The organism is Curtobacterium sp. VKM Ac-2884 (assembly GCF_015350945.1).
Classification (GTDB): domain Bacteria; phylum Actinomycetota; class Actinomycetes; order Actinomycetales; family Microbacteriaceae; genus Curtobacterium.
Map to the genome: position 1 here is coordinate 1 of NZ_JADKSA010000005.1, position 15,783 is coordinate 15,783.

The window sequence follows — 15,783 nt, forward strand, 5'->3', positions numbered from 1 at the left end:
CCCGCACCACACGCACCACCGCACCACACGTGAAGGGCCGCCCCGGGCAACCGGGACGGCCCTTCACCACGTTCAGCGACGCCGGTGCCACCACCGACGAGGTCGCTCGTCAGACCCGGCCGCCAGTGCGGCCGCAGCCGCTGCGGCCTCGGCGAGACGGGCATCTCGGCGCGCTCGCCACGCGGCCACCTCGTCGTCGACGTCCCGCAGCGGCGTCACGACCGGCGGCCCACCGAGCAGCTGGCGTCGGGCCTCCTTCACCCGTGCGTTGAAGTCCACCAGGACATCGCGCACGTCGGCCGCTGTCGACAGTGCGTCGAGGGCGTCGTCGAGTTCCGCGTCCTCGGTGCGGAGTGCGAGGGCGGGCGGGGCGATGCCGCGGATGTCCTCACGTTCGATCTTGGAGCGGATCCACCAGTCCGGGTCGTGCTGCCCGTCGTTCCCGGGCAGGGGCTTGCCGTGGTACGGATTGCCCTCGAAGACGCCGCGGCGCTCGGCCTCCTCGATCTGCGCCCGAGCATGTGCGGCGACGTCGGCCGCCTTGAGCAGCCGGCGTTCCTCACGCACCTCGTCCGGATCGAGCGACCCCCGCTCGATCTCGCTGTCGACCAGCTGCTGGTAGCGGTAGCGCGCGGCCCTGCGGAGCCGGTCCATCCGTGCATCGACGTCGTTCATGACCCCTCCATGATCACTCCGAGCGGTCGTCCTCGCCAGTCAGTTCCTCGATGGTCAGCGCTGCCTGGATGAGCGCCAGGTGCGACAGCCCCTGCGGGAGGTTGCCCATGAAGGAGCCGTCCTCGCTGATCATCTCGCTGAACAGCCCGACGTCGTTCGCCTGGCCGACCATCTCGTCCATCAGGGTCCGAGCGTCGTCGATCCGGCCCGTGCAGGCCATCGCGGCAGCGAGCCAGAACGAGCACGCGACGAAGGGCGACTCCTCGTCCTCGATGCCCGAGTAGCGGTACACCAGCGGTCCGCGCTGCAGCTGCTCCTCGATCGCCCGGATGGTCGACGCCATGCGTGGGCCGCGGTCGAAGGAGCTCATCGCGTGCAGCAGGATCGACGTGTCGAGCGCATCCGAACCCGGGTACATCACGTAGTGCCCGCGTTCCTCGTCCCAGCCGTGCTCGGCGACCCACTGCTCGATGAGCTCGCGGTTCTCGACCCACTTCTCGCGCGGCCCGTCGATCATCCCGGCGTCGTGGAGGTCCACCGCGGCGTCGAGGGCCTGCCAGCAGCCGATCTTGCTCGTGACGTAGTGCTGGGTGTCCTCGAGCTCCCACATGCCCGAGTCCGCCTCCTCCCACCGGTGGCAGGCGTCGTCGGCGAGTTGCTGCAGGACGGCCGCGGTCTTCCGGTCCAGGACGTTGCCGGCGTTCACGTACTGACGCAGGATCTCGAAGACGTCACCCCAGACCCCGAGCTGCAGCTGGTCGCCGGCGCGGTTGCCCACCGTCACCGGGCCGATGCCGTTCCACCCGGGGACGTCGCGCTCCTCGACGTCGTCGCTCTTCGTGCCGTCGAGCTCGTAGAAGATCGGCATGTCCTCGTCGTGCTCGGCGATGGTGCGCATCACCCACGACACCGCCGCGTGCGTCTCCTCGCGCAGGCCGAACCGGGTCAGGGCGTGCACGGTGTACGACAGGTCGCGCACCCAGGCGAACCGGTAGTCCCAGTTCTTGCCGCCGGTCCGGTCCTCGGGCAGGCTCGTGGTCGGCGCCGCCGCGATCGCTCCGGTCGGCGAGAAGATGAGCAGCTTCAGGGCGAGGGCGCTGCGCTGCACCGCCTCGGCCCAGGGGCCGTCGTAGGAGAACTCCTCCGACCAGGTCGCCCAGTTGTCGATCGTCCGGTCCATCGCGGCGAGTGCACTCTCCGGCCGCGGCATGAAGATCGGCTCGTCGTGCGTGCCCACGATGGTCAGGATGTGCTTCGATCCGTCGCCGGTGGTGAACCGGCCGGAGAAGCGCGGGCGGTCGTCGTCCACCGGGTCGAACCCCTGCTCGACGATCGCGATCGTGATGCCGTCGATGCCGATGACGGCACCGTTCGCGGTGTCGAGGCGCTTCGGTTCAGCAGTGCCCAGCAGGGTTCCGGGCACGACGGCCCACTCGAACTCCACGGAGCCGCTGACCCCCTGGACGCAGCGCGCGACCTCGGCCCACGGCAGGCGGCCGGCGACGCCGGTGACCATCGCGTCCGTCACGGTCGCACTGCCGGACGGTGTCGTCCACGTCGTGACGAGCACGTTGGTGCCGGGCAGGTACTCGCGGGTCACCTCGGCCGACCGGTCCACCGGGCGGAGCACCACGTGGCCGCCGTGTTCGGCGTCGAGGATCTCCGCGAACACGGGCGGTGAGTCCATCGAGGGGATCGGCAGCCAGTCGATCTGCCCGTCGCGGGCGATGAGCGCGACGGTCCGGCCGTCGCCGATCGCTCCGTAGGTGCGGAGCGGGGCGTACCCGTCGGTGCGTGCGTGGGTGTCGACCGCGTCGAGGGTGTCTTCGGTGCGCTCCGTCATGCACCCAGACTGCCCGGGCCCGGGGCACGACCATCAGGCGGACGTACCCCGCTGTGCAGGGCGCGGAACGGGCCCACGGCTGTGCACGACCCGCGACACGCCCGGGTGAGTTGCGCACCCCGGGCGTGTCGCACTACTGTCGCTCTCCTGCCCATCGGCAGGACGCCAGCGGCATCAACGCCGTCGGCAGGAACGCCAGCGGCATCAACGCCGCCGGCAGGAACGCCCGCCCCGGGCACACCGGAAGGACCGCGCATGCGCGCCGTGCAGCACAACGAGGAACGCGTCGAGCTCCAGCTCGACGCGACCGCCGTGCTGCCCGAACCGCAGCAGCAGTGGTCCCTCCGCTATCCCGCGTAGGCACGGCACGTCCCACGACGCCCCGTGCCCACCCGGCCCGGGGCGTTCGTCGTCCTGCTCATCCTCGCCACGTCGTGCTCGACGTCGCCTGGAGCGCAGGCCGGACACCGTCCCGGACCGTCATCGAAGACCGTCCAGACAACCGTCCAGACGACCGTCCAGACGACCGTCCTGAAAGCGAGACGAAGCAATGAAGAAGATCAACGACCGGCTGCTGAGTTGGGCCTCGATGCTCGAGGACAACACCGAGCAGCAGGCCCGCACGACCGCACGCATGCCGTTCGTGTTCCCGCACCTGGCCCTGATGCCCGACGCCCACCTCGGCCTCGGCGCCACCGTCGGTTCCGTCATCCCGACGCTCGGCGCGGTCATGCCGGCTGCCGTCGGCGTCGACATCGGCTGCGGCATGATCGCGGTCCGGACCCAGTTCACCGAGGCCGACCTGCCCGCGGACCTGCAGGAGCTGCGCGAGCAGATCGAGCGCGCGATCCCGCTGTCGGCCGGCGCGTCGAACCGGAGGATCGTCGCGACCGCCGAGCCGCGGATCGCCGAGCTCGAGGCGATGGCCGACGCCGCCGGGTTCGACCCCGCGCAGGCGCACGGCGGCTGGCGCAACCAGCTCGGCACGCTCGGCTCCGGGAACCACTTCATCGAGGTCTCCCTCGACGAGCAGGACCGCGTCTGGCTGTTCCTGCACTCTGGATCGCGGGGTGTCGGCAACAAGATCGCGCAGCGGCACATCACGGTCGCCAAGCGGCTGATGGAGCGCTGGTGGATCCAGCTGGCGGACCCCGACCTGGCCTACCTGGTCGAGGGAACGCCCGAGTTCGACCGGTACATCGCCGAGCTGCGGTGGGCACAGCACTTCGCCCTGCTCAACCGCGAGGAGATGATGGACCGCGTCGTGCGGCAGCTGTCCGAGGTCGTCGGTACCCCCGTCGACGAGCAGGAGCGGATCAACTGCCACCACAACTTCACGCAGCGCGAGACGCACTGGGGGAAGTCCGTGTGGGTGTCCCGCAAGGGAGCGATCCAGGCGACGGCCGGACAGGCCGGGCTGATCCCCGGGTCGATGGGCACGGCGTCGTACGTCGTCGAGGGCCTCGGCAACAAGCCGTCGCTCGAGTCGTCGCCGCACGGTGCCGGTCGGCTGTTCTCGCGGAGCGCCGCACGCCGGACCTTCACCCACGACCAGCTGCGCGAGGCGATGGTCGGCATCGAGTACCGCGACACCGACGCGTTCCTCGACGAGATCCCGGGCGCGTACAAGCCGATCGACCAGGTCATGGCGGATGCGTCGGACCTCGTGTCGATCCGGCACACGCTGCGGCAGGTCGTCAACGTGAAGGGGGACTGACGTGACGGTCGCGACCCTGCCCGACGTCCTGCGCGCCGTCGAGTCCGCGTGGGTGGCGCGGCCCGAGCGTGACGTCTCGTGGCCGGCCCCGCATCCGGACCGCGATCCGCTGGACGAGGAGTACTCCCGCGTCACCGACCCCGAGCGGTACCTCGTGATCGGTGCGCGCGTGGCCGTCTGGGTCGAGGTGCTCGTCGACCTCGGCCTGGCCGAGCCGGACCACGCGGCCCGACGGCGTCCTCCGGCTCGTCCCTGCCGTCGACGGCGCGCTGCCCCTCGACGTCGACGTCAGGTCGATGGACGGTCTCCCGGGCACCGCCGTCGACCTCTCCGTCGGCGACCCGGCTGCCGTGGTCGGATCACAGCCGAACTGCGGGTGCGATGCGTGCGACGACGGCTCCGAGATCCTGCTCGAGGCGGTCGACGAGATGTTCGTCGGGATCCTCGGTGGCGGCTTCGTCCTCATCGACTCGAAGCACTCGTGGATCGTCGCGACGGCGGACGGCTGGAGTGCCACGGGCAACACCGGGGACGTCGCTGCGGCGGTCGCCGCAGCGCGGCGCGGCGAGCGCCGTCGGGGGCGGCGCACCCTGGTCGGCGCGGCCTGGTGGGTGCGCTGACGACGGTGCAGACGGGAGGCGCGGATCGGACCCGCCCCGCGCCTCCCGTCTGGTGCCGGGCAGCGTCCACAGCCCGGCGCGGCCCGGACAGACCGGCCCGCGTCGGGCACGCTTGACCGGATGAGCGACACAGCAGAGCACGCAGCACGGGAGACCGGACGACAGGTCCGACGAGCGGCGGACAGCCGCTGGTTCGAGCTGACCGCTCGCGCCGGCTTCGTCGGCAGCGGCATCGTCCACCTGCTGATCGGGTACCTCGCGATCCTGCTCGGCATCGGCAACGCGTCCTCCGGCGGTGAGACCGACCAGTCCGGAGCACTGCAGCAGATCGCCGCCGTTCCGGGCGGGGTCTTCCTGCTCTGGCTGATCGCGATCGGCACGGCCGCACTCACCGTGCGGCTGATCGTCGAGGCCGTCGTCGGCGGCCGGTCGGACAGCACGCGCGGGTGGCTCGCCCGGGCGAAGGACGTCGCGAAGGCCGTGGTCTACGGCATCATCGCGTACTCGTCGGCGTCGTACGCCCTCGGTGCCGGGTCGAGTTCCAGCAGCTCGTCGCAGAGTGCCGCGGCGAAGACCCTCGCGACGCCCGGCGGGGTGTTCGTGCTGCTCCTCGCCGGCGCGATCGCGGTCGCCGTCGGCATCGGGCTCGTGGTGATCGGGTGTCGGCGGACGTTCCGGAAGCAGATCACCCGGCCGTCGGGGACGCTCGACCGGGTGGTCACGGTGCTCGGGGTCGTCGGGTACGTCGGCAAGGGCATCGCCGTGGTCATCGTCGGTGTCCTCATCGGTGTGGCCGGACTGCGGAGCGACCCGGACCAGGCGACGGGCCTCGACGCGGCGTTCGACGCGGTGCGCTCGATGCCCGGCGGCGTGTTCGTCCTGGTCGCGATCGGCATCGGGTTCCTCGCCTTCGGCGTCTACAGCTTCTTCCGCGCGCGGTACGCCCGCCTCTGACGTGCCGGGCGAGCTCGGTCCGGCTGAGGGAGCACGGAGCCGGCGCCGGTAGACCGGTCCGATGAGCACCAGCGCGACGACCGGACCCGTGACCGTCTTCTCCGACGCCCGGGCGGTCCTCGCCGAGAGCATCGTGTGGGATCCGTCGGAGCAGCTCCTCCGCTGGACCGACATCACCCTCGGCACCCTCGTCACCGCGCAGTCCGACGGCACCGTCGTGTCGACCGTCCCGCTCCCGCCGCCGCTGGCGAGCTTCCAGCCGCGGGCCGCCGGCGGGTTCGTCGCGGCGCTCGGGGACACGGTCGTCGTGACGGACGAGCACGGGGTGGTCGAGCGCGAACTCACCCGCGTCGAGCACGCCACGGCCGGGCTCCGGTTCAACGAGGGCAAGTGCGACCCGTTCGGCCGGTTCCTGGTCGGCAGCATGAACCTGACGACGGGCGAGCCGGACGGCGCGCTGTACTCGGTCGAGGCGGACGGTGCGACGCGCGTGCTCCGCGGCGGCTTCGGCGTGACGAACGGCTTCGAGTGGTCGGACGACGGCACCGTGATGTACGTCACCGACACGAGCGCATCGACGATCTACCGTGGGTCGTACGGTCCGGACGGCGAACTCGGCGAACTCGAACCGTTCGTCGTCGGCCACGCCCACGACGGTCTGGTCCGCGACGACGAGGGCTGCTCGTGGAGTGCGGTCTACGGCGGCGGCCGGGTGGAGCGGTACGGCCCCGACGGGTCGCACCTCGAGACCGTGGAGCTGCCCACCCCGAACGTGACGTCGGTGGCCTTCGGCGGCCCCGACATGTCGACGCTGTTCGTCGCCTCGGCACGGGAGAACCTCACCGAGGAGCAGCTGGAGGAGCACCCGTCGTCGGGGGCGATCCTGGCGGTGCCGACGCGGGTGCACGGGTTCCCCGCGAACACCTTCAGCGGCTGACCGGGCGGGAGCGCACGCTGCGGCGGTGTCCGCGGGTATCGTGGGCGCTCGCCCGACCCGAGGAGACCCACGTGAACGACGAGCGCACGGCAGCCACCCCGGACCCGGCCAGCGAACTCGCGGAGGCCGAGAACGCCGACGTCACCGTCGAGGTGGACCGGGTCGCGGTCGACGGCACGTACGTCCGCGTGAGTTCGATCGGCGAGCCGGGGGAGCGCGCGTTCCTGCTCGTCGCCGGCCTCGGCATCGCGGCCACCTACTACGAGCGGCTCGCCCCGCACCTCAACGAGAACGGCCCGGTCCACGCCCTCGACCTGCCCGGCTTCGCGGGCGTTCCCCGGTTCCGCGGGAAGGTCTCGATCGAGCGGTACGCCGACGCCGTCGAGAAGGTCATCGACGACCTCGGCCTGGTCGACCCGGTCCTGGTCGGCCACTCGATGGGCACCCAGGTCGTGACCGAGGTCGCGGCGCGGCACCCGGAGATCTCGGACCTCGTGCTCATCAGCCCGGTCGTCGACTCGCACGCGCGCACGGTCCGCCAGTCCGCGTTCCGGTTCCTGCGGTCGACCCTGCACGAGCCCTCGGCGGTCCGGTGGCACGGCATCACGGCGTACGCGCTGTGCGGATGGCACTGGTTCTCGAAGGTGCTGCCCCGGATGATCGCGTTCCCGATCGAGGAGCGCGCGGCCCACGTGCAGGCGCGCACCCTCATCGTCCGCGGCGAGCACGACGCGATGGTCCCGCGGGACTGGATCCGGCGGCTCGCACGAGTGTTCCCCTACGCGGTGCTGCGCGAGGTCGTCGACGGCGCCCACTCCGTCATGCACGCCCAGGCCGACGCGGTCGCGCAGCTGGCGGTCGCGCACGTCGACCACCGGCTGCCGGACCGCGGGGTCGGTTCGCTGCAGCGGGTGCGCGACGACTCGACGGCGTCCGACCTGTCGCGCCTGAGCCCGAGCGAGGCGTGGATGCTCGTGAAGTCGCGCTTCGTCGAACTGGTCGGCATGGCCAAGAACGACGACGAGACGCTCGAGGCGGCGAAGTCCGCCCATGCGGTCGCGATGGCAGACGGGGACGACCTGCCGGTCGACCCCGCCGACCGCAAGGCGGTCGTCGACGCCGTCGCACCCGAGGCCGACCCGAACCGCTGACACCGGGCACTGCACGCAGCTGACGGGAGGCCCGGGGCCGGTTCAGAGAACCGGCACCGGGCCTCCCGTCGGTCGCGTCCAGGGCGACCCGTGCGCCGGTCAGGCCGTGATGCGGCCCGGCAGCATGTCGGGCGTCAGCGCATGCGCCTCGGCGAGGACCTTGCGGGCCTCGTCGGTCTTGTCCCACACGTTCCAGAGCAGCACGCCGCGAACCAGGTCGTCGTCGTCCAGGTAGTAGACGACACCGGTGACGGTGGGGTCCTGCCAGTCCTCGACCGTGCGGAGCTTCGTGGAGACCTGCCCCACCGCTTCGTACCCCATGTCGAAGACGTCGGAGTAGAACATCGGCGTGTGGTCGTAGGTCTCGTCGGCGTCGGCGAGGTTCCGGCCCGCCTGCCGACCCTGCTGCTGCGCGTTGTCGACGTGCTCGACCCGGCGGGTCCCGAGGATCCGGTCCGGGTACTCGGCGACGTCGCCGGCCGCGAAGACCGAGTCGTCGTCGGTGAGCAGCGTCGACGAGACCACGATGCCGTCGCGCACGGTCAGACCGGCGTCGGCGGCGAGCTGGGTGGCGGGCTCGATGCCGAGTCCGGCGACCACGGCGTCTGCTTCGAGCACGGAGCCGTCGTCGAGCGTGAGCGTGACCCCGTCGGCCGTCTGCGTGCCGGACTCGACCCGGCGTCCGAGTCGGAGGTCCACGCCGGCGTCGACGAAGCGCTGCTGGAACGCCCGCGCGAGGTCGTCCGGGAACATCCGGCCGCCCACGATGTCGTCGGGGTCGACCAAGGTGACGCGGGCGCCGTTCTGCACGACCCCCGCGGTGATCTCCTGGCCGATGTAGCCGCCACCGACGACGACCACGTGCGCCCCGGCGTCGGCGAGCTCGCGGAGCTTCCGGTAGTCGTCGGCGCTGCGGTAGTCGAGCACGCGGTCCGAGGGCTCCAGGCCCGGCAACCCGCGGGGCTTGCCGCCGGTCGCGATGAGCAGCCGCTCGTAGCCGTGGGTCTGGCCGTCGGCGGTGGTCACGGTCTTCGCGGCCCGGTCGATCCCCGTCACCGCGGTGCCGAGGACGAACGACGCCCCGGTCTCCTCGGTGTGCAGGTCGACCTTCTCGTCCCAGCTGAAGTCCGGGTCGGTCCACAGCTTCTTCGACAGGGCGGGGCGGGCGTAGGGCCGGTCGACGTCCTCGCTGAGGATGCCGATCGTGCCGTCGGCGTCGAGCTCGCGGACACCGCGGGCTGCGGCGTCGGCGACCATCCCGCCGCCGATGATGAGGTATCGGTAGTCGGTCACGGTGCCTCCCGGCGTCAGATCGTGGCGACCGAGCCGGAGTCGACCCGGTAGTTGGAGCCGTTGACGAAGCTCGCGAGATCGGAGCAGAGGAACGCGATGACGTTCGCGACCTCTTCCGGCTCACCGCGGCGCTTCAGCTCCATGTAGGGACGTTCCTCGTCGAGGAAGCTCGTGATCGCGTCCTCGAAGCTCTGGTTCGTCTCCTTCGCGCGCTTGTTCATCATCGCGTCCGTCATGGGCGTGTGGATGAACGCGGGGCTGACGGTGTTCACGAGCACGCCCTCCTGCGCGTAGGTGCGCGACAGGCCCTTCGCGAACGACAGGACCCCCGCCTTCGCGGCGCAGTAGGGCAGTTCGTCGTCGTAGGGCTGCGAGGCGTCCTCGGACACGAGGTACACGATCCGGCCCCAACCGCCCTGCCGCAGGTCGCCGATGAACTCGCGTGTGATGCGGACAGGACCCATCAGGTCGACGTCGATGGTGTCGGCCCAGCCCTGCTCGTCGATCTCGTGGAACAGTCCCTGGGCGCCGGTGACGCCCGAGGACTGCACCAGGATGTCGATCGCGCCGACGGCGTCCCGCACCTTGCCGTGCAGGTCCGCCAGGCTCGCCGCGCTCGTGACGTCGGCCGCGAACGCGTGCAGCTTGCCGAGCGGCGCCTCGAGTTGGTCGGCGCTGTTGTCGAGCTGCGCCTGGTCGAGGTCGCTCACGACCACGGTCGCACCCTCCGCCAGGAGGATGCGAGCCGTGTTCCAGCCGATGCCGGAGTCGGCACCGAAGACGAGAGCGGTCTTGCCCTGGATGCCGAGGTCCACGGGGCCCGCTAGGCGTGCGCCGAGGCGTCGGCGACGGCGGGCGTCGTGGCGGAGGCCAGCGGCGTGCTCGGTGCGCGGTTCTCGGCCGAGACCATCCACGCGAGCTGCTCGAGGCGCTCGATGAAGCCGTGGAGCAGGTCCGCGGTCGTCGGGTCCTCGTCGTCGACCTCGTCGTGCACGTCGCGCATGGTGCCGGTCGCCTGGTAGAGGCGGAGCGTCACCTGGTCGATGGCGTCGTGCGTCGTGATCTCGCCCTCGGGGAACTGGTCGAGGTGGCTCGACGCGGCGACCGTGCTCGAGCGTCCGTCCGGCACGGCGTACAGGGCGCGCATGCGCTCCGCCGTGTCGTCGGCGAACTCGCGTGCGGCATCGACGATCTCGTCGAGCTGCAGGTGCAGGTCGCGGAAGTTCGTGCCGAGGATGTTCCAGTGGGCCTGCTTGCCCTGGAGGTGCAGGTCGATGAGGTCCACGAGGACCGCCTGGAGGTTCTTGGCCATCTTGTCCGAAGCGTGCATGGTGGTGGCTCCTTTCGCGTCGGTGACCCTTCCGGTCTACGCGGTGCGGCCGAGACCACTCTCAGTGCGCACGGAACCGCGCTGTCCCCCGGGCGTTCGACCGCGTGTGTTCGCGCCGGTCAGTGGGCCGGTGCCGGGTCGACCTGGTCGACGGCGCCGCGCATCTGCTCGAGGAACGACGCCACGATGCGCGCCTCGTCCGCTGGCAGTCCCTCGGCGATCGACATCATCCGGCGGTGCATGATGCCGAGGGTCGCGCGGACCTCGTCGTCGGTCTCGGTCGTCGGGGTGATCACGAGCGCTCGACGGTCGGTGGGGTGCGGGTCGCGACGCACGTGGTTCGACTTCACCAGGCGGTCGATCAGGATCGTGGTCGAGGCCGACGAGATCTTGAGGTAGGCGGCGAGGTCCTTCGGGCTGATGCTGCGGCCCGAGCGCTGCGACTGCAGCAGGAAGCGCACGGCGAGCAGGTCGGTCTCGCCCATGCCCATCGAGTCGCGGGTGCGACGGCGCATCGCGGTCTCGGCGGCCCGGTAGCGTCGCAGGGCGTTGAGCACGGCCACCCCGCGCTGGGTCGCGTCGTCGTCGGGGAACCAGTACCCGGACGCCTCGGTGATCTCCTGCGTTGCCATTGGCACAGGCTAGTCCGTCTCGTATGGAGGCCGTCTAGCGACTTCCTGTGGGTGTGCCTGCTTCGTTCCCGCATGCAGGACGGGAGGCCCGTGGCGGGGTCGCCACGGGCCTCCCGTCCGTCCTGTGGTGCGGTCGACCGCACCCGGTCGCTCTACGCGGCGGCCTGCTCCGTCGAGGCGTCGGCGAGTGCGTTCAGCGCGCCCTGGACGAGCGAGGTGACCTCGGCGTCCTCGCGCGGGTGGGTCTCCGCGAAGCGGACGACCGACTGCGGGATCGCGACCTTGACGTCCTCCAGGACCTTCGCACCGGCGATGCCGGCGACCTTGCGGGCGTCGTCGTGAGCCCACACGCCGCCGTACTGCCCGAACGCGGAACCGATGGCGGCGAGCGGCTTGCCGGACAGCGGCGAGGCGCCGAACGGACGCGATGCCCAGTCGAGGGCGTTCTTCAGCACCGCCGGGATCGTGCCGTTGTACTCGGGGGTGACGAGCAGGACGGCGTCCGCGGCGGCGATCGCGTCGCGGAAGGCGACGGCGGCGGCCGGCGGGGTGTCGCCGTCGATGTCCTCGTTGTAGAACGGCAGGTCGACGATGCCGTCGAACGTGGTGACCTCGATGCCCTCCGGTGCGTGGTGCGCCGCGGCCTCGGCGAGCTTGCGGTTGATGGAGTCGGCGCGGAGGCTGCCGACGAGTGCGAGGACGTTCGTCATGGTGATCCTTCTGGTTCGAGACGTTGTTCTGGGACGGAAAGGTGTCTGCGACAACCAATCCGAGCGTACGGCGTGCTATTCCCAGACCGCTGGGTACGGTGGCGACGTGAGCACGCTTCGGACGCCGGCCAGCACACCCCGCACGACGAACCCGGACTGGTGGCGCGATGCCGTCGTCTACCAGGTCTACCCACGCAGCTTCGCGGACTCGAACGCCGACGGCCTGGGCGACGTCGCGGGCATCACCAGCCGCGTGCCGTACCTGGCGGCGCTCGGCGTCGACGCGTTGTGGCTCTCGCCGTTCTTCCCGTCGCCCCTCGCTGACGGCGGGTACGACGTGGCCGACTACCGGGCGGTCGATCCGCGACTCGGTTCGCTCGAGGACCTGGACGCCCTGCTCCGGGCCGCGCACGAGCACGACCTGCGGGTGATCGTGGACATCGTGCCGAACCACACCTCGGACGAGCACGAGTGGTTCCGCGCGGCGCTCGCATCCGCACCGGGCTCGCCGGAACGGGCGCGGTACGTGTTCCGCGACGGAAGCGGTCCCGCCGGGGAACTGCCGCCGAGCGACTGGGTGTCGAACTTCGGCGGGAGCGCCTGGACGAGGGTCGCGGACGGTCAGTGGTACCTGCACCTCTTCGCACCCGAGCAGCCCGACCTGGACTGGTCGAACCCGTCCGTCCGTGCGGATTTCGAGGACACGCTGCGCTTCTGGTCGGACCGCGGGGTCGACGGCTTCCGGGTCGACGTCGCACACGGCCTGGCGAAGGACCTGTCGACGCCGTACCGGGCATCGAACGAGCACGCGCTGCCGCTCGACGGCTCCGACCCGCTGTACGACCGCGACGAGGTGCACGAGGTCTTCGCGTCCTGGCGCACCGTGCTCGACGAGTACGACCCGCCCCGGGCCGCCGTCGCCGAGGCCTGGGCACCGGCACCGCGACGCGTCCTGTACGCCCGGCCCACCGAACTCGGGCAGGCGTTCAACTTCGACCTGCTCGAGGCGCCGTTCGAGGCTGCCGAGTTCCGGAGCATCATCGAGCGGAACCTGGCGGCGTCCGAGCAGTCCGGTGCGTCGAGCACCTGGGTGCTGTCGAACCACGACGTCGTGCGGCACGCCAGCCGCTACGGCCTGCCGGACGACACCGACACCGACGCGTGGTTGCTGACCGACGGCACCACCCCCGAGCTCGACCGCGAGCGGGGCCTCCGCCGTGCCCGCGCCGCGACCCTGCTGATGCTCGCGTTGCCCGGGTCGTCGTACGTCTACCAGGGCGAGGAACTCGGCCTGCACGAAGCCGCCGCGATCCCGCGTGACCAGCTGCAGGACCCGAAGTGGCTGCGCTCAGGACACACCGTCAAGGGCCGGGACGGGTGCCGTGTGCCGATCCCGTGGACGACCTCCGGACCGTCGTTCGGCTTCGGGGACGTCGCGCCGCTGCTGCCGCAGCCCGCGGACTTCGGGGCGTCGTCGGTGCAGGCGGAGGACGGGGATCCGGCATCGACGCTGTCCCTGTACCGGGCAGCGCTCGACGCTCGTCGCCGGTTGCAGCAGGGGGAGGAGCTCACCTGGCTGGACGCCCCCGACGACGTGGTCGCCTTCGCCCGGCACGACGGGTGGCGGTCGGTCACGAACCTCGGCACGACGCCCGTGCCGCTGCCGTCGGGTGACGTCGTGGTCGCGTCCGGGCCGCTCGGTGACGCGGCCGGCGTGCTGCCGGGCGAGACGACGGTCTGGTTGGCCTGAGCGGACCACCTCTGGCCGGTCTTCCTCCCCAGCTCTTCCTCCACAGCCAGGAGGCCCGTGGCTGCGATCCACAGATCGGCTTCGGCTCGACCTGCGGTGACCGCTCGATCGCGACGATCGGGACATGACAGAACCCACTGCTCCGACATCCGTCCCGGACCCGCTCCGGTCGCGGGCTGCCCGTCGCTTCGCGACGGTGTGCACCGCGCTGACCGCCCTCGCCGTCCTGGCGGCTCCTGCGATCCTGCCCACCGGCTCGAGTGCGGCGACACTCGACTTCCCCTACGACAACTCGTTCACCAGCGCGGCCGGTGGCACCCTGAGCGGCGACGCCGCGATCGTCGACGGCCGTCTCCGCCTGACCGACGACGTCCGGAACCAGGCCGGGGCGTGGTCGACGAACGACACGTTCCCGTCGGGCACCGGGCTCGAGATCGCGTTCGACTACGCGATGCACACCGACAAGGACGACCCCGGCGCTGACGGCCTGCTGCTCTTCCTCGCCGACGGCGCCGCCGTGCAGGGGGTCGGGGCGTTCGGCGCCGGCCTCGGGTACGCCTGCCGGAGCACGCAGACCGAGGGCGGCGGACAGGCGTGTGACCTGCCCGGGGTCCCTGGTGGGTTCGCCGCGATCGCGATCGACCACTACGGCAACTTCTCGTCGCGGATCAACGGCTCGGGGCCGAGGGCGCAGGCCGACCACGTCGTCGTCCGCGGGTCCGGCAACGGGAACGACGGCTACCGCTACGTCGCGGGGGCTCCGGCACCCGGGGGCACCGTGACGACCGGCTCGACGCCGCGCACGGTCCGCGTCACGCTGCTGCCGGGCGAGGACGGCGAGCTCACGCTGACGGTGCGGCTGCAGGTCGGTCAGGTGATGCGCACCGTGCTCGACGGGGTCCCGCTGCACGGCGACGGACAGGTGCCGATGCCGAGCACGCTGCGGATCGGATTCGCCGGCGCCACCGGCAGCCACGTGAACACCCACGAGATCGACGCCCTCCGGGTCCGGAAGCCGGCGGACCTGTCCGTGGAGCACGACCTGCCCGCGACCTCGGTCGCCGGCAGCACCGTCCGGTACACCGTGACCGCACGGAACCCCGGTCCGAACGACTCCGAGCCGAGCCCCCTGCGGGTGGACGTGCCCGAGGGCATCGAGGACGCCACCTGGACCTGCGCGCCGGCAGCGGGTTCGGGCTGCGCCGTCGCGTCAGGAGCGGGCGACGTCGAGACGGACCTCGCCCTGCCCCGCGGCGGATCGGCCGTCGTCACCGTCGAGGGGCGCATCGCCGACGGTGCCGAGGGGCCGCTCGAGAGCGTCGCGACCATCGCTCCGCCGTCGTCGATGTCCGACACGAACGAAGCCGACAACGCCTCGCGGGCGAGCACCACGGTCGTCACGGCCGTGGCCGCGGCGCACGTCGAGACGGACAAGTCCGTCTCACCCACGACCGTCGAGCCCGGCGACGAGGTCGTGTACACCGTGACCGCACGGAACCGTGGGCCATCGGTCGCCCAGCAGGTCGGCGCGACGGACGACCTGCCCGACGCGATGCGGTTCGTCGGGTCCGACGACGGCTGCACGGCCGAGGGGCAGCGGGTGACCTGCCGTTCCGACGTCGCGCTCGCCGTGGGGGAGACCCACGACTTCCGGCTCCGGGCCGTGCTCGATCCGGAGTACCAGGGGGACGGCTCCGACGTGGTGAACGTGGCCACGGCGACCTCCCCGACGGACCCGGACGGCGGCGACCCGTCGACCGAGGTCGCGATCGTCGTCGACCAGGACGACGAGGGTCCCGCGCCGACCCCGTCCCCGACCCCGGCGCCCGACCCCGACGACGCGGCATCGGTGCCGGATGCTCCCCGCGGTGACGACGGCGACGGCGACCGGGGTCCCCGTGGCCCCATCACCGACGCGGAGCCGCAGGCCGCACGGGGCGCCCTCGCCTACACCGGCGTCGAGGACCTCGGGCTGGTCGCCGTACTCGCCGCGGTGGTCGTCGCGGCCGGTTCGACCTGCTGGTGGCTCGCGCGTCGGCGTGGACGGCGGTCGGTGGTGACGGACGACCAGCCACGGTCCTGATCCAGCGGTGGGGTGGCGTCGTCCGGGCGACGCCACCCCGGCCGGCATTCGAGCATCCTCAGTGCTGCGGACCCCCGGCGGTCGGTCG

The 15,783-nt window shown here is 71.7% G+C and carries 13 protein-coding genes and 1 pseudogene; 7 read left to right on the forward strand and 7 right to left on the reverse strand.

What is annotated here, in order from left to right:
* Nucleotides 1-72 precede the first annotated feature (72 nt).
* Entirely contained in the window at nt 73-675 is a 603-nt protein-coding gene (locus ITJ60_RS13845) for a DUF1992 domain-containing protein (RefSeq protein WP_194648339.1), read from the reverse strand.
* Between the two features lie 13 nt (nt 676-688).
* The gene (locus tag ITJ60_RS13850) at nt 689-2,518 is read right to left on the reverse strand and encodes a glycoside hydrolase family 15 protein (protein WP_194648340.1); all 1,830 of its coding nucleotides are present in this window, start codon (nt 2,516-2,518) and stop codon (nt 689-691) included.
* 550 nt (nt 2,519-3,068) lie between these two features.
* Between ITJ60_RS13850 and ITJ60_RS13855 the strand changes: the two genes are divergently transcribed.
* The 5 genes and pseudogenes from ITJ60_RS13855 to ITJ60_RS13875 all read left to right on the forward strand — a co-directional run bounded on the left by ITJ60_RS13855 (nt 3,069) and on the right by ITJ60_RS13875 (nt 7,897).
* Nucleotides 3,069-4,235: an RtcB family protein gene (locus ITJ60_RS13855; RefSeq protein WP_194648341.1), complete on the forward strand. Its 1,167-nt coding sequence runs from the start codon at nt 3,069-3,071 to the stop codon at nt 4,233-4,235.
* Between the two features lie 52 nt (nt 4,236-4,287).
* A pseudogene (locus ITJ60_RS18955) lies at nt 4,288-4,855 on the forward strand (DUF6226 family protein).
* 120 nt (nt 4,856-4,975) lie between these two features.
* A complete protein-coding gene (locus ITJ60_RS13865; RefSeq protein WP_123672176.1) occupies nt 4,976-5,809 on the forward strand; it encodes a DUF1206 domain-containing protein in 834 nt (277 codons plus the stop codon).
* A 61-nt stretch (nt 5,810-5,870) separates the two neighbouring features.
* Complete coding sequence (locus ITJ60_RS13870; RefSeq protein WP_194648343.1) at nt 5,871-6,746, forward strand: SMP-30/gluconolactonase/LRE family protein; 876 nt, start codon at nt 5,871-5,873, stop codon at nt 6,744-6,746.
* Between the two features lie 71 nt (nt 6,747-6,817).
* The gene (locus tag ITJ60_RS13875) at nt 6,818-7,897 is read left to right on the forward strand and encodes an alpha/beta fold hydrolase (protein WP_173169969.1); all 1,080 of its coding nucleotides are present in this window, start codon (nt 6,818-6,820) and stop codon (nt 7,895-7,897) included.
* A gap of 99 nt (nt 7,898-7,996) precedes the next feature.
* Here ITJ60_RS13875 and ITJ60_RS13880 read toward each other — a convergent pair whose 3' ends face one another.
* The 5 genes from ITJ60_RS13880 to ITJ60_RS13900 all read right to left on the reverse strand — a co-directional run bounded on the left by ITJ60_RS13880 (nt 7,997) and on the right by ITJ60_RS13900 (nt 11,862).
* Nucleotides 7,997-9,190 carry an NAD(P)/FAD-dependent oxidoreductase gene (locus tag ITJ60_RS13880; protein ID WP_194648344.1) on the reverse strand — a complete coding sequence of 398 codons (1,194 nt, stop codon included), beginning with the start codon at nt 9,188-9,190 and terminating at the stop codon, nt 7,997-7,999.
* Nucleotides 9,191-9,204: 14 nt separating this feature from the next.
* The gene (locus tag ITJ60_RS13885) at nt 9,205-10,005 is read right to left on the reverse strand and encodes an SDR family NAD(P)-dependent oxidoreductase (RefSeq protein ID WP_123672171.1); all 801 of its coding nucleotides are present in this window, start codon (nt 10,003-10,005) and stop codon (nt 9,205-9,207) included.
* Nucleotides 10,006-10,013: 8 nt separating this feature from the next.
* Nucleotides 10,014-10,520 (reverse strand): Dps family protein, encoded by a 507-nt coding sequence (locus tag ITJ60_RS13890; protein WP_123293434.1) that lies wholly within the window; start codon nt 10,518-10,520, stop codon nt 10,014-10,016.
* Nucleotides 10,521-10,639: 119 nt separating this feature from the next.
* On the reverse strand, nt 10,640-11,152 hold the full coding sequence (locus ITJ60_RS13895; RefSeq protein WP_123339939.1) for a MarR family winged helix-turn-helix transcriptional regulator: 513 nt from the start codon (nt 11,150-11,152) through the stop codon (nt 10,640-10,642).
* 152 nt (nt 11,153-11,304) lie between these two features.
* Complete coding sequence (locus ITJ60_RS13900; protein ID WP_111086916.1) at nt 11,305-11,862, reverse strand: NADPH-dependent FMN reductase; 558 nt, start codon at nt 11,860-11,862, stop codon at nt 11,305-11,307.
* 106 nt (nt 11,863-11,968) lie between these two features.
* Here ITJ60_RS13900 and ITJ60_RS13905 point away from each other — a divergent pair, with 106 nt between their 5' ends.
* Both ITJ60_RS13905 and ITJ60_RS13910 read left to right on the forward strand, forming a co-directional pair.
* Nucleotides 11,969-13,612, forward strand: a complete 1,644-nt coding sequence (locus ITJ60_RS13905; protein ID WP_323749180.1) for a glycoside hydrolase family 13 protein — start codon at nt 11,969-11,971, stop codon at nt 13,610-13,612.
* Between the two features lie 124 nt (nt 13,613-13,736).
* Nucleotides 13,737-15,695 carry a lectin-like domain-containing protein gene (locus tag ITJ60_RS13910; RefSeq protein ID WP_194648346.1) on the forward strand — a complete coding sequence of 653 codons (1,959 nt, stop codon included), beginning with the start codon at nt 13,737-13,739 and terminating at the stop codon, nt 15,693-15,695.
* Nucleotides 15,696-15,783: the final 88 nt, after the last annotated feature.